Below are 21,639 nucleotides of genomic sequence, written 5' to 3' on the forward strand. Positions count from 1 at the left end.
AAACAAAAAACACACTTTGTATAATAAAGTGTGTTTTCTTGTTATCTTCTTTTTTGGTGAAATCCTTGTGTAATACGATCTAATATAATCGCAATGACAACAATGGCTAGTCCCGCTTCAAATCCCATCCCGATATTAACTTGTGTCACAGAGCGGTATACATCAACTCCAAGACCTGGAGCTCCTACAAGCGATGCTGTTACTACCATTGATAAAGAGAGCATAATACTTTGGTTCACACCAGCCATGATCGTTCCAGTTGCGAGTGGTAATTGTACTTTAAATAATTTTTGTGATGCGGTTGAGCCAAATGCATTCGCTGCTTCAATTAAATCTTCTGGAACTTGTCTAATTCCTAAATCAGTAAAACGAATTGTCGGTGGCATTGCAAAGATTACTGATGCAATAATCCCGGGTACTACACCTACTCCGAAAAATGTAATCGCGGGAATAAGATATACGAAAGCCGGCATTGTTTGCATAAAATCTAACGTTGGTTTTAAAAATTTTGAGAAACGCTCATTTTGAGATGCTAATATCCCAATTGGAATTCCGACAATAATTGAAATAATAACGGAAGTAAGTACGAGTGATAATGTTTGCATCGTTTGTGCCCAGTAGTTAATATTCAAAATAAATAATAATCCGATGAGTGTAAAAATAACTAAAGATACTTTTCTCGTTGTGTACCAAATGAGGAAACACAAAATAATAATCATCAATATAGCCGGTATTATTGTTAAAAAATTAGTGAGTAAATCAACGAATCCGCCGATAATATAAGAGAATCCTCGGAATAAGCCTTCAAAGTGCTCATATAAACTTGCAACAAATGAGTCGACCCATTCCCCTAAAGGAATACGTGGTATACTATTCATCGTCTTTCACCTCTTCTTCAATATTACCTGCAAGAGCTTGAATGACACTTTCACGTTTAATAATTCCTCTTAGCCTTTTCTTCTCATCAATTACTGGTAACGGATATTTCATCTCCGCCATTTTCGCATAAGTTTCTTCCAGTAAAGTATCTAAATACACGTGCGGAATATCGGTAAGTAATAAATCAGCAATCGGCCATTGCTTTTGTACTGCTTTACTCGCATCATCTGCCGTTAATATTCCTAAAAACTCATATTTTTTGTTAACAACATACACTGTAGAAACGCCGGCATTTCTCATAATTTGAAGTGCTACACGTGGTCCACGGTCAATTAATAACGTCTCTGGTCGTTTTAATATAGATTCCGCCGTTATTACTTTTCCTAAATTCACATCCGCCACGAATTTCTCTACAAATTCATTCGCAGGACTCATCATAATTTCTTCTGGCGTTCCAATTTGGACAACTTCTCCATCTTTCATTAACGCAATTCGATCACCAATTCGAAGGGCTTCATCTAAATCATGCGTAATAAAAATAATTGTTTTTTCCATTTTATCTTGTAATTCTAACAGTTCATCTTGCATTTCTTTTCGAATCAGTGGATCTAATGCACTAAATGACTCATCCATAAGTAAAACATCCGGATTATTCGTAAGCGCTCTCGCAATGCCGACACGCTGTTGCATACCACCACTCAGTTGACTTGGATAATTATCTTTATGATGATCAAGTCCAACTAACTTCAAGGACTCTAACGCTTTTCTCTCTCGTTCCTCTACTGGAACTCCTTGTATTTCCAACCCATATGCAACATTTTGCAAAACGGTACGATGAGGGAATAGAGCGAATTTCTGAAACACCATGCTCATCTTCGTTCTTCTCACTCTTCGCAACTCTTCTTTTCCCATCGTTGCGATATCCTCTCCATCTATGTATATATGCCCCGCTGTTGGTCTAATCAGTTGGTTTAACATACGAACTAATGTCGATTTCCCGCTACCAGACAATCCCATAATAACGAAAATTTCTCCCGTATATACTTCGAACGTCGCCTTTTTTACGCCAACGTTCATTCCTGTCTCTTTCAAAATTTCCGATTTACTTTTTCCCTCTTTTAATAAGGTAAGCGCTCTTTGCGGGTGTTTCCCAAATACTTTTGTTACGTTTTCAACACGTACCTTTGTATTATCCATGTCACTACTCCTTTTCTACCCATCTATTCACATAGTGTTGCGATTTTGCAAAGAAATATTACATAAAAATAACATTTATAAGATTTCTTTAAAATTCTTTTTTCCGTTCATAATAAGAATGCTTACTTATACATTTATTTAAAAAGCAAACGTTTCTTAGGAGGTTTTTAATGAGAAAGAAAATATGGCTCATATGCCTTGCATTATTTATTACTATGATTTTCTCTTCATGTAATGCAACAAATGCAAATTCGAAAGGAAAAATTAAACTAGGTGTAACAAGTTGGAAAGAAAACATTGCAACTGCAAATATGTGGAAGGTACTACTAGAACAAAAAGGCTACAAAGTTGAACTCATGTATTTAGAAAAAGCGGCAATTTGGACTGGTGTTGCTCGCGGTGATGTTGATGCTAATTTAGAAGTATGGCTACCCGTTACGGATAAACCACTAAATGATCGTTATAAAGATGATATTGTCTTAAAATCAAAATGGTATGAAGGAACCGGACTAGGTTTAGTTGTCCCTTCTTATGTGAAAAACATAAACAGCATTGAAGATCTAAATGCACATAAAGATGAACTAGATAATAAAATTGTCGGAATTGAACCTGGCAGCAGTCTTATGAATTTAACGAATAAAGCGATGAAGGAATATGATATAAAGCTAAAACTTGTCCAGTCTTCTGAAGCTGCTTTGATGAGTGAACTAAAAAAAGCATATACGAAAAAGAAACCAATCGCTGTTACGCTTTGGAATCCACATTGGGGTTTTTCAGAATTTGACTTAAAATATTTAAAAGACCCTAAGAAAGTATATGGTGAAAAAGATGACATTTATTACTCCGTTCGTAAAGGTTTCGAAAAAGATCATCCGGATATCATAAAATACTTTGATAAATGGAAAATGAACGATGAACAGCTTGGTACATTAATGGTTGAGTTAAATAAAACGAAAGATTCCGAAGAAGCGGCGCGAAAATGGATTAAAAAGAATCAAGCGTTAGTCGATGAATGGATAAAAGATTAATAAAACAGGCTAGAGAATATACTTTACTCTCTAGCCTGCTTTCTGCTATTTTTTCGTAACAACATCATCTACAATCCCATATGCCTTCGCTTCTTCTGCAGTCATAAAATAATCTCTTTCTGTATCATGTGCTACTCTTTCAATCGGTTGCCCTGTTTTTTCTGCAATCATTTTATTAATATCATGTTTTAACTTTAAAATTCTTTTTGCTGTGATTTCAATTTCCGTTGCTTGCCCTTTTGCACCACCAAGCGGCTGATGAATCATAATTTCACTATTTGGGAGTGCAAACCGTTTTCCTTTTGCACCTGATAATAATAGCAATGCACCAAATGATGCTGCAAAGCCCATGCATAGCGTTTGCACGTCTGGTTTGATTAAATTCATCGTATCCAATATGGCAAAACCTGCTGTCGTTGATCCGCCTGGGCTATTAATGTATAAAAATATATCTTTCTCTGCATCTTCTGCTTCTAAAAATAATAATTGAGCTACGACACTACTCGCTACTTGATCATTTATTTCTGAACCGATAATAACAATACGGTCTTTTAATAACCTTGAGTATATATCATAGGAACGTTCTCCTAATTTCGTTTGTTCTACAACATATGGAATTGCATTCATTTTAAATCCCTCCAATAATTGTTATGCTGCTAAAAGCATACAACTGTAGGAAGAAGGTTGTTTCACATTAAATAATAAGACTGGCTGTTTAGATGGTAACTTAGTAAAATCTATTGTCGGAAGCAGTTTCGTTAATAATTCCGGTCTCTCTTCTCGAATAGACGTTACTACAACTTCCATATCGTCTGTGAATTCAACTATCTCTATCCCTTCTTCACTTACAGTTTTCAACCTATTTCTACTCCGAAACAAAGAAGCTTTTACTGCCCCTTCCGATACGGAACATACTTTAGCAATATCAGCGATACTATATTGAAAAACATCTTTTAATAATAAAATTGCGGATTGCTGTACAGTTAATGAAGATAACACTTTCCCTACCATTTCATGCAAATCTGCAATTTTTTCATGTGGTTCTTCAAAAGTAATTTGGTCTCTTATTTTTTCATGAACTGATTTTGACTTTATTTGATCTAACCAACGATTTCTAGCTATTTTATATACGAGCGTCATACAAATATCTTTATTACTATATTTTTGAAGTACTTTACAAACTGTTTCTTGGGCAAGATCTTCGCCATCCCATTTATTTTTCGTTAAAAATGTACAGTATCTTTTCAACTCTCCGTATTGCTCAATTAAAAAAGTTATATTTGAATGATTCATATCGATATGATTTTTCAAAATATGAGTTACTTTTGTGCACAAAATAACCACTCCTTTTCAGCGCTTACTTAATTAACGATTCAACAAATAAAAAAGTTACGGGGCATATAAAAAAATTATGTTTATGTTCAATAATTCGCGGTCATAAATATGTTATGTACAATTTTACGTGAGGAGGAACAAATTTGCCAAAATTAACAATTGAAGGTGCGGGAACTTTTGATGTAAAAGAAGGAACAAAATTAGTATTAGCAATTGAAGATAACGGTGTAAACATACTCCATCGTTGCGGCGGAAAAGCACGTTGCACAACTTGTAGAGTAGAAATTATAGCCGGTGATTTTTGTGAAGCGAGTGCGAATGAAAAAAATGCGATGACAGAAAAAGGAATTGAAGATCATTTACGATTATCTTGTCAAATGCGTGTACATAAGGATATAGTCGTTCGTCCAGTACTTACAGTTGAAAGTTCAGGTCTTGATGCTGGACCACGTCCGGCGGAGTAAAGCGATGGATTTAAAACAGATAGCTGGTGAATATGCTGCAACCTTCGTAAAAGATGGTATGAAGATTGGTCTTGGTACAGGATCAACCGCATACTGGACGATACAAAAATTAGGTCAACGTGTAAAAGAGGGATTATCAATTCAATCTGTCCCGACATCAAAGGAAACGGAAGCATTGGCACAGCAGCTAAATATTCCGTTGATTTCGTTAAACGACGTACAAAGTCTTGATCTTACAATTGATGGTGCTGATGAAATTGATTCTAATTTACAGCTTATTAAAGGAGGCGGTGGTGCATTACTTCGCGAGAAAATTGTAGCCTCCTCCTCGAAAGAACTTATCATTATCGTTGATGAATCAAAAGTTGTGACACGTTTAGGGACTTTTCCATTACCTATTGAAATCATACCTTTTGCATGGAAACAAACCGAAAGTAAAATTCAATCTTTAGGATGTCAAACAACGTTACGCTTAAAAAATAATGAAACGTTTATAACCGATAATAATAACATGATTATCGATTGTATATTCCCTAATCATATACCTACTCCTTCCGATTTACACAAAAGATTAAAAATGATTACTGGTGTAGTTGAAACCGGATTGTTTGTTAATATGACTAGTAAGGCGATTATTGGAACAAAAAACGGGATACAGGAATTATAATGAACGCTGACTCTTACAGTCAGCTTTTTTATATTTTCTCGTTATTACGTAACATTATGATATACTATGAAAACAAAAGCACATCACACTAGAAAGGATTGAACAATTTGCACTCCAAACTCATAACAGAACTTACAGATTTAGAAACTGCCTTTCATATTAGAAGAGAAGTATTTGTAAAAGAACAAAATGTCCCTCTTGAAGATGAATTCGATACATTCGATGAAATCGGAGAGAAATGTAAACATATTTTAGTTTATTATAACGAGCTTCCTGTTGGTACAGGTCGCATACGATTTGTTGATGGAACTGGAAAATTAGAACGTATTTGTATTTTAAAAGACTATCGTAAATACGGTTTAGGAAAAGTAATTATTCAAACGTTAGAAGAAATTGCTCGTGAAAAAGAATCTACAAAAGTAAAACTACACGGTCAAACACAGGCTGAAGGATTTTATAAAAAACTAGGTTATCAAACCTCTTCTGATGTATTTATGGAAGATGGCATTCCGCATATACTTATGACGAAAATGTTATCATAATAAAAAAGGCAGTATATGAAACTACTTTACGTATTCATATACTGCCCTTTTTTATTTATAGAAAAATGAATTCTCAAAATGTCCTTTTGCATCAAAGCCCATTATCTCTTAGTTCATACCAAGGTAAAGCTTACACTGTTTTCCATAATGATAAGGCATAAATCCAGTTTGGATCCCCATTTCCTTTATAACTTTGGACTGCTTCATATACTTTTCCCTCGTGTAGAACTTTATCTCCCTTTTCATATGCTTTCTTTGCATCCCATTCTTCATATGAAACGCTTTCAGTTTTTGTAGTAATTATGAATATATCACTCTGTACAGATTCATTTCCAGCTACATCAACAGCTTTCACTACATATTTATAAGTAGTATTAGAGAGTAAATATTTATCCATATAAGAAGTCGTATTGGATGTTGCAATTTTTTCCATTGATCCTTTTGTTTCTCTATAAATATCGTAATGGTCTACACCAATATTATCGTCAGAAGGACTCCACATTAGATCCACACTTGACGCTGTCGTTCCCATACTATGTAATCCTTTTGGTTGTGTTGGTGCTTCTGTATCAGGAGCCTCAACTGTTGTTTTCACTGTAAGCGTTGCACTTTCTTTCGATACATTTCCAGCTGCGTCAATTGCTTTTATAGTATAAGAGTATTCTGTACTTGGTTGTAATTTTTTATCAATAAAATGAGTTCCTGGTACTGTATCAATCATCTCTCCGTTACGGAAGATTTGATACCCTTTTACCCCTACATTATCCGTAGAAGCGGTCCATGCTAGTTCTATACTATTCGCTGTTACTTTTTGTGCCTGAATTCTATTTGGAATGCTTGGAGCTTCTGTGTCTGGTTTTACGTCATTGATGAGATTAACATCAATTACATTATAAAATGCATTTGCTGTATCAGCTACATCCCATACTGCTAAAATTACATGATACCCACTTCTATCAGTAGGTACATTGATTTTGTGAGTTAAATGATTTGAGGCTGCAGAACCATCATGTTGCACAGTTCCAATTGGTTCAAAATCTGCTCTTGTGAGCGCTTTATTTGGATTCCATCCTTTTTTTGTAATATAGTAATGCCATTTGCTCGTTAAGTGAGGCGCTGTATATTTCCACGTAAATGTATTTTCCCCGCCTGTAATTGTATTTTTAAACCAACGATCGGCAGTTTGTTGATCTAAAATACCACCAAACTTACCACCTGCAGAAGCGATTTGACCATCAACTGGGCCAGTTTGCGGGAACCCTTTTGGAGCTTCCAAACTTTGTGGTTCATACATAACACTTCCGCAGTTTACATTTAGTGCACCATAAGTTGGACTACATAAAGCAGATCGGCTGCTCGGCTTTTCAACAAAACCGTGCGCGTATGCGTTTTGAGGAATAAGTGTCGTGCCAATAATTCCAGCTGTTAATGCAACAGCTCCTAGACTTTTTTTGTTCATTTTCATGTTTTGTAGTTGTTTTAAAAATTGATTCTTCATGTTCCTGTCCCCTTCTTGTTATAATTCGTAGTGTAATGTGGGCTTCGATGTAAAAGAATAACAAGAGACAATCTTGTAACGATGTATGTGTGTGTTATGCATACACCGCAGTGAAAATATATTTCATTTCTTGTGAAATATTTCACTTGATGAATATATCATGACATAGAAATCATCAAAGTATGTGCAGAAGTTGTGCAGAAATGATGAAAGCATTAGTAACACGTAAAACTATGGTCCGAATTTGCAAAACAGAATATTTAACATTTCAAAACAACGAATTCTCCGCTTCATATAAAAAAAGAGTGTCTATATCATTTCATATAGACACTCTTCTCATGTATAATTTTCTATTTATTATTGACCTATAAATGTAAAAATCTCATCAGCAGCTTCCTGATAGCCACCAGATTTCAGGAAAGATTCCTTCAAATTCCATGCAACTTCTTTATATGATGGATTATTTAATACAAGTTCTACACTTTCACGTAGTTGTTCTACAGTTAATTCTTTCATAGATAACTTAATCCCAGCTCCTAGATTCTCCACTTGCTTTGCGATTACTGGCTGATCTGCACTTTGCGGAATTACAATGAGTGGAATCCCGTTATATAGCCCTTCATGTGTACTGTTCATTCCACCATGTGTAATAAACAACTTTGTATATGCAAGTAGTTTCGTTTGTGGTACATAGTTTTTCACAATGAAGTTTTTAGGAATTTCACCTAAATCACTTATGTTCGTTTTATTACCAATAGACATTACAATAGTATGCTCGCTATTCTCGAACGCCTTCATACAAAGTTTATAAAAATCAAGCGCTTCATTAAAAACAGTGCCTAGCGAAATGTAAATCGGGCTTTTTTCTTCAATTGAAGTAAAATCAAAGTCTTCATTTTTTACTTGTGCAGGGACGGATGGACCTACAAATTTAAATGTTTCATTAAACATATCTCCAAAAGGCTGGAACTCTTTTATTGTATATACAATAGTAAGTGACGCTGGATTACAGAAAACTTCATATGGTGAGTTTATTTCAACACTATACTTTTCCGCAACCTCCTTAGTTAATCTTTCAAAATCATTATGTATCCTCTCCTGAACTTTCACTGGGATACTTTTAGACAAGTGATCTAACATTTGTTGAAATGATTTTTCATCTTGTGCAAAAGATGTACAGGAATTTATTGCCGGAAGCTTTAAAATTTGAGCAATTATACGGCCACAGCCAAACATCGAATCATGAATCATATAATCAAAATGTTCTCCTTCAATTTGTTCAAGAACACTTGGTATAATAACATCTGCTGTATGTAGAAGGCCATTTATTCTTTCCTGCAAATAATTTCGGCCACCGGAAAGAAATGCTTTTATAAACCTTTGGTCGTCAATTGTTCTTACAATAGCCCCTGTTTTTTCAATACGTTCTCTGAAAGCTTCTATCGAAAAATAAACTACCTCTTCCCCACGCGAAACTAATTCTTCTACAACTTGCAACGTTGGATTTATATGTCCTTCTGATCCAGCATTAATGAATAAAACACGTGCCACTTAAAACACTCCTTACTTTAAATCTTATCTATATTATTTTGCTCTTATAATTTTTCTAAATGGACTTAGCGAGCCTAAATCCAAGGTCATCTATGTAAATTACAACTGGTTTGTTTTTATCTTTGGATAAATTTGATGTATGATTCGTAATCGCATCATATAATTCCATCGTTACAACATACTTTGCAAGAAGAAACGAATTAACTTGGGCTTTCCATTCTTTCTTTATTCGATCATCTCTTAATTCTACTTTTCCTGCTGGAATTTTCACCATATTAGAATCAACTAGCCTAATAAATCTATCCAATTCTATACCCCCAGGTTATTTCTTTTTATAATCTAACCATTTATAGCACTGTACTTCTCTAAAAATAGTCTTACTTCATTTGTAGATTTTAAAATAATAACATCTTTATCCTTACTCAATTGATTTAACTTCTTTAAAATTGTAGGTCGCTTCGTCTTAGGATATTCCCATATCCATTTAAAAAATTGTAAATCAAATCTTTCCTTACATCCCGCGCCCATATCTGGTCTTGTTTTATTCCGATATTGTATAACTCTTTTAAAAGCACGATAAACACATATTGTTCTATGAATATCAAGAAAAATAATTGTATCAGCTGCGTTCATTCTTATGTCCATTGTCCCGCCATAATTCCCATCAATAATCCACTCATCTTCTTTCACTAATTCATTCTGAACCGTTCTTTGCTCTTCTTTCGGTACTCCTTCCCAATTCGGTTTCCAAAATAGTGCATCAAGATGATGTACTTTAATATTTAATTTATTGCCTAACTGCCTTGCTAATGTAGACTTCCCTGAACCACCAGAACCTATTAATATAACTTTTTTCATTTATCGATCCCTTTTCCTTCAAAATATAGGATTTATTATTACAATGAATCTTTGTTACGTTTGCTTTTATTTCAGTAGCTGTGACATCTTTATCTTCAAACCAAAAATTCACAATTTCTAATATATCCTCCATAATAAATACCTCCATTTAAAATCGCTTATTCGTCCTTAATATAAACTCAAAAAGAAATCCTACCCCAACACCAATTGTATAAGCAACTAAATCACTCCACAAAAATCCATAACCTAATACGAGTCCACCTAAAGTCGTTGCACGAATACTATCTATCCATTCAGCATGATACAATTGGCTCACTTCAATCCCGTAGCAAAACATTAAACTAATAAAAGCCAATTTCTTCATTTCTATTTTAGGAAATAAAAATCCAAATCCAATGAAAATCATTAACGCCCATAAAGCATCACCTAAATAATCATTTAATAGAGCCGGCAGCGCAAAAGCAAATTTTCTTGAACTAAGCCCTAAAATAATAACAAGGATTGTAAACATTGCGTATAGTAATCTATTTCGTTTCGTATTCATTTCAAAACCCCTAATTCATCATTTATAACTGCAAAATAGCTAGTAAAATATAATCATTTTACTAGCTATTTATTAACTGCTTTAACAATAAGAAAATGTGGATTTGTATTTAAATAGTAATAAGAGTTTTCATTTACTTCTTTCATCTTTTCAACTGGCCTCGGTTCAACCATTTTTTCTAACATAAAATAATTTGTTGTTTCATTAATAATATCTTGAAGTGACCTTCTAAAAAATTCAACTTCAATTGTAATGTTTGGTTTAACCCAAGTATCTACTAATAATTGTTTTTCGAAATAATTTTTACAAGTAAACTTTGTAAAGTCCATAAAAGGATGATGAATGGAGTATATAAATTCTCCACCTGGCTTCAGTACTCGACGAAACTCCTGAAATACTTGATTCCAATTTTGTAAGTAATGAAGAGTTAACGAACTTACAATTACATCAAAAGTATTGTCTTCAAATGGCAATATATCTTGCAAGTCATGACAAAGAAACGTTGCTTTATCCCCCATACTTTCCTTTGCAGCTTTTACCATTTCATAACTTACGTCAATTGCAGTAACATTTGCTCCTCTTTCTACAAGTTGAGAAGTATACCATCCAGCTGCACATCCAGCATCTAGTATACTCTTCCCTTCTAATTTCTTTGGAACCATCTCCATCATCGCTGGTCTTTCATAATAGCTGTTATATGGATTTGCCACATCTAGATTTTCTTTATATGTACTCGCTAATTTATCATATGTATCTTTGATCGTGTCTTTCAATACATCCACCCCTTATACATATTAATCTAATAACTCTTGCTGCTTTCTCTTTGAAAATGATTGTAGAACTAAATCATACGACCAATCAATCATCTTATTAATTTGCACCTGTTCCACATCTTTATGTATATACACCGTATTCCAATGTTTTTTATTCATATGATAACCCGGAATGATTGTTTCTGGATACTCTTCTCTTAATCTTAGCGCAAGTTCTGGATCACATTTTAATGTTATTGCCGCTTTTTCGCCTTCTTCATGGTTCAATATCGCAAATATTTTATTATTAAGCCTCATACACGTTGCATTCCAACCATCTGGTGAATCTTCTGTCGCTTTTCTTTTCGATAAACAATATTCCCTTGTTGCATTCATTCTAATTCTCCCCTTATTCTTTCACTATTTGATTACGATGCATCACAATTTGTTTCGTCGCTTGAAATTGTTTTTGACCATAAAACTTTATAAGCTTCTCTCCACAAAATAAGCTCACAATATCGATATGAGATATTTCTTCAAGTAACATTGTAAGCATCTTCTCTCCAATACCTTTATTCCTTACACTCTCATGCACAACAACATCTTCTAAGCACGCTCGAAAAACACCATCTGAAACAACTCTAGCAAAACCAATTAACTCATTTTCTTTCCATACCCCAATTGCTATACTATTTTTTAACATTTTTTGAATATCGATTTCTTTTCTTTCTGGCCACCAACCGACAGAATCGTAAAGCCTCTTTAATTTTTCTGAACAGATTGGTTTCTCATCTTGTAATTTATATGTATACATTTTCTTTCTCCCATTTAACATGATATAAATTATTATAAATGATTTTATAAATTTATAATATGGATTTTACAATTGCAATATAAACAATTCTCTAATACCTTTCCTATCCCCTCTATTAAGTTAGATTATTTCAAATTAACGAATTTATGGAAATACAAAACAACTAATAAAATATTTACTTATTAAACTTTGAATTACTTGTAATAAATGGTAAAGTTAATAAGGTAAAAAATACATTAAGTGAGGCGATTTTTTGAAAAAGTTTAGTTTATTATTAACAGCATTTGTCATGATTTTAACATTGTTCATTCCAAATCTTACAAGTGCTAAAGCTTTCCCAGATGTCCAATCTAATCATTGGGCAATTAAGGAAATTAACTATTTATCAGATAAAGGTATCATTAATGGTACGCCAGAAGGAACTTTTAAACCGGGTGATGATGTAACTCGTGGACAAATGGCCTTAATGCTAGATTTATCATTAAAATTAGAAAAACCATCTAGCTATAATCATATTTTTTCCGATGTAGCCAAAAGTATCTATTACTATGATTCTGTACATAAGTTAGCACATAATAACATTGTACAACGTGAAACAAACTATTTCCCTGACCGTTCATTAACTCGTGCAGAAATGGCAGTAGTTTTAGTTAAAACTTTTAATTTGCAACCTACAGGTGCAGACGTCAATTTCCCTGATGTTCCATCTACTCATTGGGGTTACAATTTTGTCAAAATTTTAGCTCAAAATAATATTACAGCTGGGTTTCCTGATGGTACATTTGGTCCAGACGTAAAAGTAACTCGTGAACAGTTCGCCGCATTTTTAGCTCGTGTATTAGAGCCTAGTTTCCGTCCGGCTCTTCCTAAGCCTAAAGGAGAGTTAGAAGTTCATTATATTGATGTAGGACAAGGTGATGCTACTTTTATTAAATCTCCAAGTGGCGAAACAATCCTTATTGACGGTGGTAACAACGGAAAAGGTAAAGTAGTAGCAAATTATTTAAAAGGATTAGGATTCCAAACTATCGATTATATGATTGCTACTCATCCTGATGCCGATCATGTAGGTGGATTGGATGAAGTACTTTATGCTATGAATGTAAAAAACGTTTACGCACCTAAAGTAAGCCATACGACACAAACGTTTCAAGACTTTTTAACTGCAGTAGCTAACAAAAGGTTAACTATTAAAGAAGCGAAGTCTGGAGTAACTTTACCAATCAATGGTTTAAACTCACAATTTTTAGCTCCTGTTAAAGAATACGGTAACGATCTAAATGAGTGGAGTGCTGTATTAAAAGTAACACATGGCAGCAAATCTTTCTTATTTACTGGTGATGCTGAATCTAAAGGTGAAAAAGATATGGTTGCAACGTATGGTTCCGGCCTAAAATCCGATGTATTAAAACCTGGCCATCACGGAAGTAAGACATCTTCTTCTCAGCCATTTTTAGATGCAGTGAAACCAAGTATCGCTGTAATCAGTGCAGGTGCAGGTAACCGATATGGCCATCCTACTCAGGAAACTTTAGCAAAGTTAAATGCAATGTCTGTTAAAGTATATAGAACTGATTTAAATGGAACTGTAATTATTACTAGTGATGGTTCTAACATTTCTGTAAGAACGGAGAGATAATTATGAAGAGAGGTATTATTGACCGTTTTGAAGGCGAACTAGCAGTTATTGAAGTGAATAACGTAACAATTGATGTACCTAAATCCAAACTCCCTTCCACTGCAAAAGAGGGTGATGTTCTTATAATAGAGGATGATACGTATACAATTGATAAGGATGAAACAGATAAAAGAAGACGTGAAATACAAGATTTAATGAATAAGCTATTTGAATAGTAAAAAAAGAAAATCCTTGTAATACGAATCGAACTATTTCTTCGCATAATTGCATCAGATGGATTAGTTTCTATAAACTAAAAAAAGCATCGCCTTATTGGCGATGCTTTTAAAAAACACTTTTCTCGCAAAACACGAATACTATAACCTCTTCTCTAAAAAGTGTTGACTATGCCCTTTCGGATGATCTTCAACAACACCATATTCTCGGTAGCCATGCTTTTTATAAAATTCTGGTGCTTGAAAACTAAATGAATCTAATAATATTAATCTACAACCTTTTTCCTTCGCAATATCTTCAATTTTATGTAATAGTTGACTACCATAACCATCATGACGAACTGAATCATCAACCCATAAAAAATCTATATGAAGATGATAAAAATACATCGTACCTGTTACGCCGCCAAAGATTTTCCCAGCCTCATCTTTCACAACAAAACTTACTTGTTCCATCGGCTGTTTTGCTTCATCAGTTAAAATAGACATGTTATATTGAATGACTTTATTTTTTATGTATTCTCCTTCAGCGCGAGTACCATTCTCTATGTGTTTCATATATTCCTTCCTTTCAACTTAGTAAGTTATCTTTAATTTTTACTTTTCCTCTTTAAAATACTAATAAATAAGAATCCACCATATGTAACAAAGCATGAAAAACCAATTATCCCTGGTACAGAGACATAGCCTATTCTTATATAACTTATAACTGCAAAAGAAGCAATAGATAGTAAAATAGATGGCCAAAATAAAAGAGCTGTTTTTTTTCGTCTCTCTTTCTTCTCAGAAACACGTGTACCAAAAAGTAATACAATACAAATGAGGATCGCTGCAAAATAAATAGTATCTAATGACAAATTGTGATCGTATAGTGCGATACCCACTTCAAGAGCAATAATCGTTACAATTAACATAATGATTGTTGATGTCTTTAAGTTTCTTTTCAATTACTCACTCCTAGCATACTTTGACTATATTCTTTGTATATGTACTTCAAAGCTACCACAAAAGCTTCATCTACCTCTTTATTTTCAAGTCGATTAGGTAAATCTTTTCCCCCAATAACATAAAGAAACGGGAATTCGTTAAATATTCCTATTATACCAATATTTATTGCAGCTGAAGATAGCCCACCTGTCATATGAGCTAAGTGATATGAATGTATTCCTTCATATTCACCTTGCTGTCTTACCATGCCGCTAATAATTGGTTCCCATAATTCTGCTTCTGACTTATAACCCTGAAAAATATGTACTAAAAGTGAAAGAACTTCATTTAATTCTCCAACATTTTTCTCATCTCTAGCGTCCTCTTGTATATAAATTTTTGAAAAGTACGTTTGGGCATACATTTTCACAGCATCCCATCCACCACAGTACATTACAACTGACTGTGCAACGTAACTATCATGACATGCTATCATCACTTCTACTGCTTTACCAAGTGTTAAAGTCCTTCTTCCTTGTAAATGTGGATACAACTGCGCACTATCTTCATTTGGATTAAATTTAACATGATGAAGTATATCATGCCAATTACATTTATTTTCCTTCACCATCTGCGCTACTACAAATCCTATTGTTACTTTTGCTGCCGATGCTAACGGAATATTTAATTCACTATTATATGAAGCAACTATGCGATTATTTTTTGTAGAATAAATAGCTATTCCAACATGATCAGATTGTATCTCTTTCATTTTTTGAATGACAGTTTCCATTTCCCAGCCTCTTTTCCAAACGTTATATTATTTTTTAATAATTCAATATATAATATGAAATCCCTTTTTTAGATAAGCATTCTTATGATTACAATAAGAAAAAGGTAGCATGAATAACTCCATGCTACCTAAGATACTAATTTTCTATTCTTCTAAAGGATTTTTAGGACCATTAAGCTCCAATTGATAAAAAGCTAAATCTAGCCATTTATTAAACTTATACCCAGCCTTTTTAATCGTCCCTGCATGAACAAATCCATAGTTTTCATGTAAGGCAATACTTTTCTCGTTTTCCGCATCAATTCCAGCAATTAAAGTCATATATTCTCTTTCTTTTGCAATTGTGATCAATGCTCTCATCAAAGAAGTTCCAATCCCACATTTTCTATATTCCTTATCAACATACACAGAATGCTCAATTGAATATTTGTAGGCAGGCCAAGCTCTAAACGGACCGAATGTCGCAAATCCTACTACTTTATTATCTAGTTCGTATACAAAAATCGGATAACCATCAGCCTTTTTTTGTTCATACCAATCTATTCTATTTTCAAGGGTTACGGGTTTATACGTATATACAGCAGTTGTATTCAGTATCGCATCATTATAAATATCTAAAATGTATATTACATCTTTTTCCGTTGCTTCCCTTATCATCGTTTTCTTCCTTTCATATACGTTCTCTTTTTAACTACCTATTTGTTACACGAACACTAGCTTTTCGAAAGCCATCATAAATGTTTAATGCAGCAGATAAAACGTAAATGAGAATACCCCCACTAATTAGCCACTTTTTAAGTTCTTCCGGAGAAATAGTGAACACATTTGCCACAAACGTAATAAATCCATCGGTAAATATGTGCGGATTTACTACAATTATAATGAATACTATCGTTCCAGCTATTTGGAGAATAGCATTCCCGATTGCCAATCTTTTTGTCCATTGTCCCTGTACTAATTTATAAAGAGATATCGCTATTTCAAAAACAATTATCATCACAACGATTGGCCAATACTGAAGTAACACATCTTGATTAAACGTTGGCGCGACAAACTTCAATCCACTTCCCGTACCACTGTATACGCCAACGAGATGATTCGCATAAAAATAAAGTGTACCCCATATTGCCGTCCACATTAACCCTCCAAAAACTTCAAACTTGGAGATTGCTTTTTTCTTCGGAATGTACGAAATGTTTTTCAAATCATCTGGCGTCCACTTTTTTAAACTTGTCGTCAACGGCTCGGTATCTTTGTTTTTATCCGTTCTTTCTAAAATAGCAAATACGAGTGTTAACCAGAAAAATACATGGAGGGCTACTTCAAAAATTTCTCCAATGCCTTTACCTATTACTTGTAAAATAACATTTAATACTGCTTGATCACCAGTATAACTTAAAAAATTTTCTGCAACCATTGCAATGAGTGCAATAACAACTGCAATTGGAATGATCATTTTTAATAATGTCGTATATACATCAAAATAACGCGGTCCAATTAAATGCATCGGTCTATCCAAATATCCATTAGCTAATGAAACCGGACTCCCCAATTTTTCAAGAACCCTTTTTTCATCATCTTCATTATAATCATCAGGCAACATATCCTCAATTGTTGACCGTAGCTCAAGAATAATATCTTCACGATTTTTTTCAGGTAATCTCTTCGCTACTTCCTCGACATAAATATCAATCAAATTCATTCTTGTCCTCCTCCTTTAATAAGTTATAAAGTTTTTTTGAATCCTTTATCCATTCCTTTCTCAACTGCTGGAATATTTCTAATCCGTATTCAGTTAAAACATAATATTTACGAGGTCTACTCTCTGTTTTATCCCAACTACTCGTCACTAGCTCTTGCTTTTCTAACCGGCGAAGTAGTGGATATAAAGTACTTTGATCGATTACGATTCCTGATTTCTCTAATAATTGGACAAGTGAATATCCATACTGCGGCGTTCTTAATTGGCTTAAAACCGCTAATGTTAATGTACCTCTTCTTAGTTCAGTAATTAATGAATTTAATAAAGCATCCATGTGTTCACCTCATTTTCATTACTATATGTCATACAGTATATGTTTTATACTATGTATCGTACAGTATTAGTGTGACAAAAACAACAATATTTTACCAAAAAACGGATAATGAAAAGCACAAACTATATGATTTGTGCTTTTCTAACTAAATTATTTACTTGTAACACGCTTACCTTTGTAACTCTGGTAATATAAATTCCCCGTTTTCCTTAAGCAATGGAACAACATCTATAATTGCATCTATATTAATTGCTCCGTAAACATGCGGATATTCTTGGCCGTTAGAAGCAAGTTCATATTTTATTTCTGCTTTTAACAGAGTTAGATCAATTGTTAGTAATAAAACTTCTTCTTCATGACTAAAATGTTTTTCTGCGACTTTTAAAGCTTGTTCAAAAAACGAACAATGAATAAATCCCTCTTCTTTTAATGAGGCTTCATTAATTTCTCCCTTTATCTTTGCGATTTCCCAATTTCTTTTCGTTATTACTTTTGTAATCATTGTTATTCTCTCCCCGAACCTTTATATGGAAAAACAAGAGGTCCTTCTTTTTGTTACTAGAAAAGCCTCTTGCGTTTCATTTTTATTTTAATCCGTTAATTAAAGGTGATGCTTCCCCACTATGGAAAATCCATAAATCATGAAGTGATCTCGTACATCCGACATATAGTAACTTCGCATCGTGTTTTGTATTTTTGTAATGTTCTTCATCAACATCAATGAGTAGCACAGCGTCAAATTCTAGCCCTTTTGCCAAGTATACAGGTACTACTGAAATACCACCTTCATATTTACTTTGATCTGCTTCAATGGCGTTTACAGCTACTCCTGCCTTTGTTAATTTCTCATATATATCGCGACATTCATCGTCTGTTCTTCCTATTACCGCAATTGTTTTCACATCATCATTTTGTAAATGTTTTAACGTCTTCATAATCTCATTAAATTGATCTTCTGCTTGAATTACTTTGACCTCTTCACCACTACGAAAAACTGGTGTCGCAAGCCCTACTGGAATCTCGGCGTTTTTAATTATTTCGTTCGCAAATTCAATAATTTCTTTTGTAGAACGATAGCTCCTCGTCAGTTCATAATAGCCTGTTTCTTGGAATACTTCCTTAAACGCACTCCAATCTTCAATCCCTTGGTAATCATAAATCGCTTGAGATAAATCACCTAATATAGTGAAAGAATTACCTAATGTAATTTCTTTTAATACATAAACTTGGAATGGTGAGAAATCTTGCGCTTCATCAATAACGACGTGATGAAATTTCTGCCCGATTTCAATACCTGTTATGCGATGATGTATGTAAATTAAAGCGGGTAAATCTTCTACATACACTTCTTTTTTACGACAACTCTTCTCAGTTTCTTTCACAAGTTCCTCGGGTAATACTTCGAGTATTTCTTTGCTTTTCAATATTGAACTATATATTGAAAGCGAGCTCATTTTCGGCCAAAACTTCATATAACTGTTCAATCTCTTTGTCGCTTCTTTTTTTAATAATTTCTTCTCGTTTGTTTCGCCATACTTTTTTAGTTCAATTTCAATCCAGCGCTTCATTCGGCCAACTAAACGTTCTCTTCTTTTCTTTAATGGATAATGTTTATACTCAACTTGCATCCATTTTTTTATATCTTCCACTGGAATAACAGCTTTATCCCATGCCTCAAAATTACTTGTTGGCACTAGTTCTTTTTCAAATTGAACCATTTGCTCTTCAATAAAGGACTTAAATTCTAGCGTACCTTTCAATTTACCAAGCATAACCTTTTTTTCATCACGATTAATAGAAAATGCTTCTTTCAACTTTTCTTCTGTCTGCTTCAGTTTCACCGAATCATCTAACGTACGTAATGCCCAGTCCGGAAATGTTGTTTGACTAATATTCCCAACACCTAATTCAGGAAGCACACTCGAAATATAGTCTAAAAACAGACTATTCGGAGCGAATACAATCATTCTTTCAGCTTCTAGTTGCTCACGATATTCATAAATTAAAAAAGCAAGGCGATGTAAAGCGATCGTTGTTTTACCGCTCCCTGCAACCCCTTGAATTAATAATGGCAAGTTTCTTTCCGCACGAATAATATCATTTTGCTCCGATTGTATCGTCGAAACAATATCCTTTAGTTTATTATCTTTATTCTCACCTAATCGATATAGAAGAAAATCATCGGCATGCGAGACATCTTCATTTCCTTTTACATATGTATCAACAACACGTTCTAATTCTCTTTTTCGAATAGAGATATTTCGCTTTAAATAAACATCACCTTCTACTAATCCATCTGGCGATTGATAAAATGCTAGTTCATCACCGCCGGTAAATGAATAAAACATACTTGCGACAGGTGCCCGCCAATCAATTACAATTGGCTTCATCGTATCTTTATCTGAAACACCAACTTTACCGATGTAAATCGGCATAACTTCTTCCTTGCCATCCTCTTGAAAATCTAATCTACCAAAGTACGGTTCTTGTACCCCAATACGTAAGTTTTGTCTATTAGACTCCCTCATACTTTCAAGAATTTGCTCTTTAAAATCATCGCCGTAATAAACTGGAATTTTTTCAAGCTGTTCTAATTGATCATCCATCGTACGTAATGTATCTTTCATTTTTTGTAACTCTTCTTCAAAAATGTTGTTCATTTGATGATTCCCTCCTGTCCGTTCTAATTTTTCAGTCGAAATATAATTGTATTAAAAATCCAATTATAAAGTCAAGGACTTAATTTGTTTTTTCTGAAAAAACTTACTTTTCACCTTTCTAATATTGAAATTCCAATGAGATTTTTACATGATAAGAATATATAACATCTAAATCATACAACTACACATATAATAAAGTGATTTATACAAAAGCCGCTATTTTCTATTGATTAAAAGGACTTTATACTATCTAACTAAGTTTCCCTTACATACTCTCCAGCTTCTTTTCTAGTTATCTATTATTTCATTGATAAAATACCCAAGGTCACAAAAGTCAAAAATAAGAGTAAAGGAGTCTATTGAAAATGACTGCTACCAAAAGAAAAACCCTTAAGTTACATTTACTTATTTTTGTGTTCATTGTATTGGCAAGTGGCTGGATTGGCGTAATTCTAGATTCTTTTCTAACAGATCAGCCTGAAGAAAACTCTTTAAGCATGGGACTGTGGTTAATATTACCTTTCCTCTCATGTATTTTCCTTAGAGTTATTAGCCGAGATTGGAATGATTTTGGTATAAAACTAAATTTGAAGGCAAACTTTAAATGGTACTTCGTTACGATACTAATTTACCCGTTCGTTACAGTAATAACGATAAGTTTAGCACTTATTTTTGGAGTAGCAAACATAACTAGTTTTGAAATATATTCGTTATTGTCACTCATATTCATGTCTACTATTGGTAACTTTATTAAAAATATTTTTGAAGAGTTTTCATGGCGCGGTTATTTAACCCCTAAGCTCATTGAACTAAAGTTAAACGATTGGTTTATTTATATTATTTCTGGTTTAGTTTGGTCTCTTTGGCATGCCGCTTATTATTTAGTTTTTTTACCAAATGAATATTTCGAATCTATTTCAAGGTTAAATATGCTTTTATCCGGTTGCATACTTATGGTTTCTTGGTCTATTATGTATGTTGAAATATATAGACTTACAAAGTCAGTATGGCCATGCGTTATCATGCATGCAATTGAAGATGCTGTTCCTACCGTTTTAGTTACAATAACAGGGATTATTACACTTACCAAAGGCAGTGATTTTTGGTTAAACCCTATTAGCGGAGTCGTTGCTACTATTGTATTTCTTGGAATTGGGATTGTACTAAGATCTATAAGAATTAAAAAAGAACGACAATTAAATACGAAAAACAGTCAATGCTTCACACTATAAAGGCACAA

Annotated in this window: 26 protein-coding genes and 2 pseudogenes; 7 read left to right on the forward strand and 21 right to left on the reverse strand. The window is 33.6% G+C overall.

Features of this window, described 5'->3' with window-relative positions; all coding sequences use genetic code 11:
* Positions 1–41: 41 nt before the first annotated feature.
* Both ACTFR9_RS06265 and ACTFR9_RS06270 read right to left on the reverse strand, forming a co-directional pair.
* Positions 42–878, reverse strand: a complete 837-nt coding sequence (locus ACTFR9_RS06265; protein WP_001084764.1) for an ABC transporter permease — start codon at positions 876–878, stop codon at positions 42–44.
* Positions 871–2,076: a quaternary amine ABC transporter ATP-binding protein gene (locus ACTFR9_RS06270; protein WP_000370624.1), complete on the reverse strand. Its 1,206-nt coding sequence runs from the start codon at positions 2,074–2,076 to the stop codon at positions 871–873. The genes ACTFR9_RS06265 and ACTFR9_RS06270 overlap by 8 nt, the downstream gene beginning before the upstream one ends.
* Positions 2,077–2,246: 170 nt before the next feature.
* On the opposite strand from ACTFR9_RS06270, the gene ACTFR9_RS06275 reads away from it, so the two are divergent.
* Positions 2,247–3,104: a glycine betaine ABC transporter substrate-binding protein gene (locus ACTFR9_RS06275; protein ID WP_001227647.1), complete on the forward strand. Its 858-nt coding sequence runs from the start codon at positions 2,247–2,249 to the stop codon at positions 3,102–3,104.
* A gap of 45 nt (positions 3,105–3,149) precedes the next feature.
* On the opposite strand, the gene clpP is transcribed toward ACTFR9_RS06275, so the two are convergent.
* Both clpP and ACTFR9_RS06285 read right to left on the reverse strand, forming a co-directional pair.
* A complete protein-coding gene (gene clpP / locus ACTFR9_RS06280; protein WP_061184506.1) occupies positions 3,150–3,731 on the reverse strand; it encodes an ATP-dependent Clp endopeptidase proteolytic subunit ClpP in 582 nt (193 codons plus the stop codon).
* A 21-nt stretch (positions 3,732–3,752) separates the two neighbouring features.
* Positions 3,753–4,439, reverse strand: a complete 687-nt coding sequence (locus ACTFR9_RS06285) for an RNA polymerase subunit sigma-70 (protein WP_000337498.1) — start codon at positions 4,437–4,439, stop codon at positions 3,753–3,755.
* A gap of 143 nt (positions 4,440–4,582) precedes the next feature.
* Between ACTFR9_RS06285 and ACTFR9_RS06290 the strand changes: the two genes are divergently transcribed.
* The 3 genes from ACTFR9_RS06290 (at position 4,583) to ACTFR9_RS06300 (ending at position 6,112) form a co-directional block, all read left to right on the forward strand.
* Positions 4,583–4,903, forward strand: coding sequence for a 2Fe-2S iron-sulfur cluster-binding protein (locus ACTFR9_RS06290; RefSeq protein WP_001125380.1), 321 nt, complete (start codon positions 4,583–4,585; stop codon positions 4,901–4,903).
* 4 nt (positions 4,904–4,907) lie between these two features.
* Complete coding sequence (rpiA, locus tag ACTFR9_RS06295) at positions 4,908–5,570, forward strand: ribose 5-phosphate isomerase A (protein WP_229136311.1); 663 nt, start codon at positions 4,908–4,910, stop codon at positions 5,568–5,570.
* Between the two features lie 107 nt (positions 5,571–5,677).
* A complete protein-coding gene (locus ACTFR9_RS06300; protein ID WP_000555724.1) occupies positions 5,678–6,112 on the forward strand; it encodes a GNAT family N-acetyltransferase in 435 nt (144 codons plus the stop codon).
* Between the two features lie 130 nt (positions 6,113–6,242).
* Here the strand turns inward: ACTFR9_RS06300 and ACTFR9_RS06305 are convergent, their stop codons facing one another.
* From ACTFR9_RS06305 to ACTFR9_RS06345, 9 genes and pseudogenes are all read right to left on the reverse strand, one after another.
* Positions 6,243–7,610, reverse strand: coding sequence for a lytic polysaccharide monooxygenase (locus ACTFR9_RS06305; protein ID WP_000795733.1), 1,368 nt, complete (start codon positions 7,608–7,610; stop codon positions 6,243–6,245).
* Between the two features lie 357 nt (positions 7,611–7,967).
* Positions 7,968–9,161: a macrolide family glycosyltransferase gene (locus ACTFR9_RS06310; RefSeq protein ID WP_000124899.1), complete on the reverse strand. Its 1,194-nt coding sequence runs from the start codon at positions 9,159–9,161 to the stop codon at positions 7,968–7,970.
* Between the two features lie 100 nt (positions 9,162–9,261).
* A pseudogene (locus ACTFR9_RS06315) lies at positions 9,262–9,468 on the reverse strand (hypothetical protein); the annotation flags it as partial.
* A gap of 32 nt (positions 9,469–9,500) precedes the next feature.
* Positions 9,501–10,019 (reverse strand): DNA topology modulation protein, encoded by a 519-nt coding sequence (locus ACTFR9_RS06320; RefSeq protein WP_000755804.1) that lies wholly within the window; start codon positions 10,017–10,019, stop codon positions 9,501–9,503.
* A pseudogene (locus ACTFR9_RS06325) lies at positions 10,015–10,152 on the reverse strand (aminoglycoside phosphotransferase); the annotation flags it as partial. The gene ACTFR9_RS06320 and the pseudogene ACTFR9_RS06325, both read right to left, overlap by 5 nt.
* A gap of 15 nt (positions 10,153–10,167) precedes the next feature.
* Positions 10,168–10,563 carry a DUF2809 domain-containing protein gene (locus tag ACTFR9_RS06330; RefSeq protein WP_074533289.1) on the reverse strand — a complete coding sequence of 132 codons (396 nt, stop codon included), beginning with the start codon at positions 10,561–10,563 and terminating at the stop codon, positions 10,168–10,170.
* 65 nt (positions 10,564–10,628) lie between these two features.
* Positions 10,629–11,336: a class I SAM-dependent methyltransferase gene (locus ACTFR9_RS06335; protein WP_440048959.1), complete on the reverse strand. Its 708-nt coding sequence runs from the start codon at positions 11,334–11,336 to the stop codon at positions 10,629–10,631.
* A 21-nt stretch (positions 11,337–11,357) separates the two neighbouring features.
* Positions 11,358–11,711 carry an MmcQ/YjbR family DNA-binding protein gene (locus tag ACTFR9_RS06340; protein ID WP_000994635.1) on the reverse strand — a complete coding sequence of 118 codons (354 nt, stop codon included), beginning with the start codon at positions 11,709–11,711 and terminating at the stop codon, positions 11,358–11,360.
* Between the two features lie 13 nt (positions 11,712–11,724).
* Entirely contained in the window at positions 11,725–12,129 is a 405-nt protein-coding gene (locus tag ACTFR9_RS06345; RefSeq protein ID WP_229136310.1) for a GNAT family N-acetyltransferase, read from the reverse strand.
* Positions 12,130–12,382: 253 nt separating this feature from the next.
* On the opposite strand from ACTFR9_RS06345, the gene ACTFR9_RS06350 reads away from it, so the two are divergent.
* Positions 12,383–13,768 (forward strand): S-layer homology domain-containing protein, encoded by a 1,386-nt coding sequence (locus ACTFR9_RS06350; protein WP_229136309.1) that lies wholly within the window; start codon positions 12,383–12,385, stop codon positions 13,766–13,768.
* A 2-nt stretch (positions 13,769–13,770) separates the two neighbouring features.
* Positions 13,771–13,983: a DUF3006 domain-containing protein gene (locus tag ACTFR9_RS06355; RefSeq protein WP_000820164.1), complete on the forward strand. Its 213-nt coding sequence runs from the start codon at positions 13,771–13,773 to the stop codon at positions 13,981–13,983.
* A gap of 141 nt (positions 13,984–14,124) precedes the next feature.
* Here the strand turns inward: ACTFR9_RS06355 and ACTFR9_RS06360 are convergent, their stop codons facing one another.
* The 8 genes from ACTFR9_RS06360 to ACTFR9_RS06395 all read right to left on the reverse strand — a co-directional run bounded on the left by ACTFR9_RS06360 (position 14,125) and on the right by ACTFR9_RS06395 (position 20,399).
* Complete coding sequence (locus tag ACTFR9_RS06360; RefSeq protein ID WP_000680403.1) at positions 14,125–14,541, reverse strand: GNAT family N-acetyltransferase; 417 nt, start codon at positions 14,539–14,541, stop codon at positions 14,125–14,127.
* A 32-nt stretch (positions 14,542–14,573) separates the two neighbouring features.
* Complete coding sequence (locus tag ACTFR9_RS06365) at positions 14,574–14,930, reverse strand: hypothetical protein (protein WP_000828020.1); 357 nt, start codon at positions 14,928–14,930, stop codon at positions 14,574–14,576.
* Positions 14,927–15,703 carry a serine hydrolase gene (locus ACTFR9_RS06370; protein WP_000450765.1) on the reverse strand — a complete coding sequence of 259 codons (777 nt, stop codon included), beginning with the start codon at positions 15,701–15,703 and terminating at the stop codon, positions 14,927–14,929. The genes ACTFR9_RS06365 and ACTFR9_RS06370 overlap by 4 nt, the downstream gene beginning before the upstream one ends.
* Positions 15,704–15,847: 144 nt before the next feature.
* Positions 15,848–16,360 (reverse strand): GNAT family N-acetyltransferase, encoded by a 513-nt coding sequence (locus ACTFR9_RS06375; RefSeq protein WP_000617502.1) that lies wholly within the window; start codon positions 16,358–16,360, stop codon positions 15,848–15,850.
* Positions 16,361–16,394: 34 nt separating this feature from the next.
* A complete protein-coding gene (locus tag ACTFR9_RS06380) occupies positions 16,395–17,405 on the reverse strand; it encodes an HAAS signaling domain-containing protein (protein WP_001048850.1) in 1,011 nt (336 codons plus the stop codon).
* Complete coding sequence (locus ACTFR9_RS06385) at positions 17,392–17,739, reverse strand: PadR family transcriptional regulator (RefSeq protein WP_000339350.1); 348 nt, start codon at positions 17,737–17,739, stop codon at positions 17,392–17,394. The genes ACTFR9_RS06380 and ACTFR9_RS06385 overlap by 14 nt, the downstream gene beginning before the upstream one ends.
* Before the next feature lie 169 nt (positions 17,740–17,908).
* On the reverse strand, positions 17,909–18,241 hold the full coding sequence (locus ACTFR9_RS06390) for a DUF952 domain-containing protein (RefSeq protein ID WP_000629057.1): 333 nt from the start codon (positions 18,239–18,241) through the stop codon (positions 17,909–17,911).
* 82 nt (positions 18,242–18,323) lie between these two features.
* Complete coding sequence (locus ACTFR9_RS06395) at positions 18,324–20,399, reverse strand: HelD family protein (RefSeq protein WP_229136308.1); 2,076 nt, start codon at positions 20,397–20,399, stop codon at positions 18,324–18,326.
* Positions 20,400–20,764: 365 nt separating this feature from the next.
* Here ACTFR9_RS06395 and ACTFR9_RS06400 point away from each other — a divergent pair, with 365 nt between their 5' ends.
* Positions 20,765–21,631, forward strand: coding sequence for a CPBP family glutamic-type intramembrane protease (locus ACTFR9_RS06400; RefSeq protein ID WP_229136307.1), 867 nt, complete (start codon positions 20,765–20,767; stop codon positions 21,629–21,631).
* Positions 21,632–21,639 lie beyond the last annotated feature (8 nt).

The organism is Bacillus cereus group sp. MYBK222-1 (assembly GCF_051916425.1).
Lineage (GTDB): Bacteria > Bacillota > Bacilli > Bacillales > Bacillaceae_G > Bacillus_A > Bacillus_A paranthracis.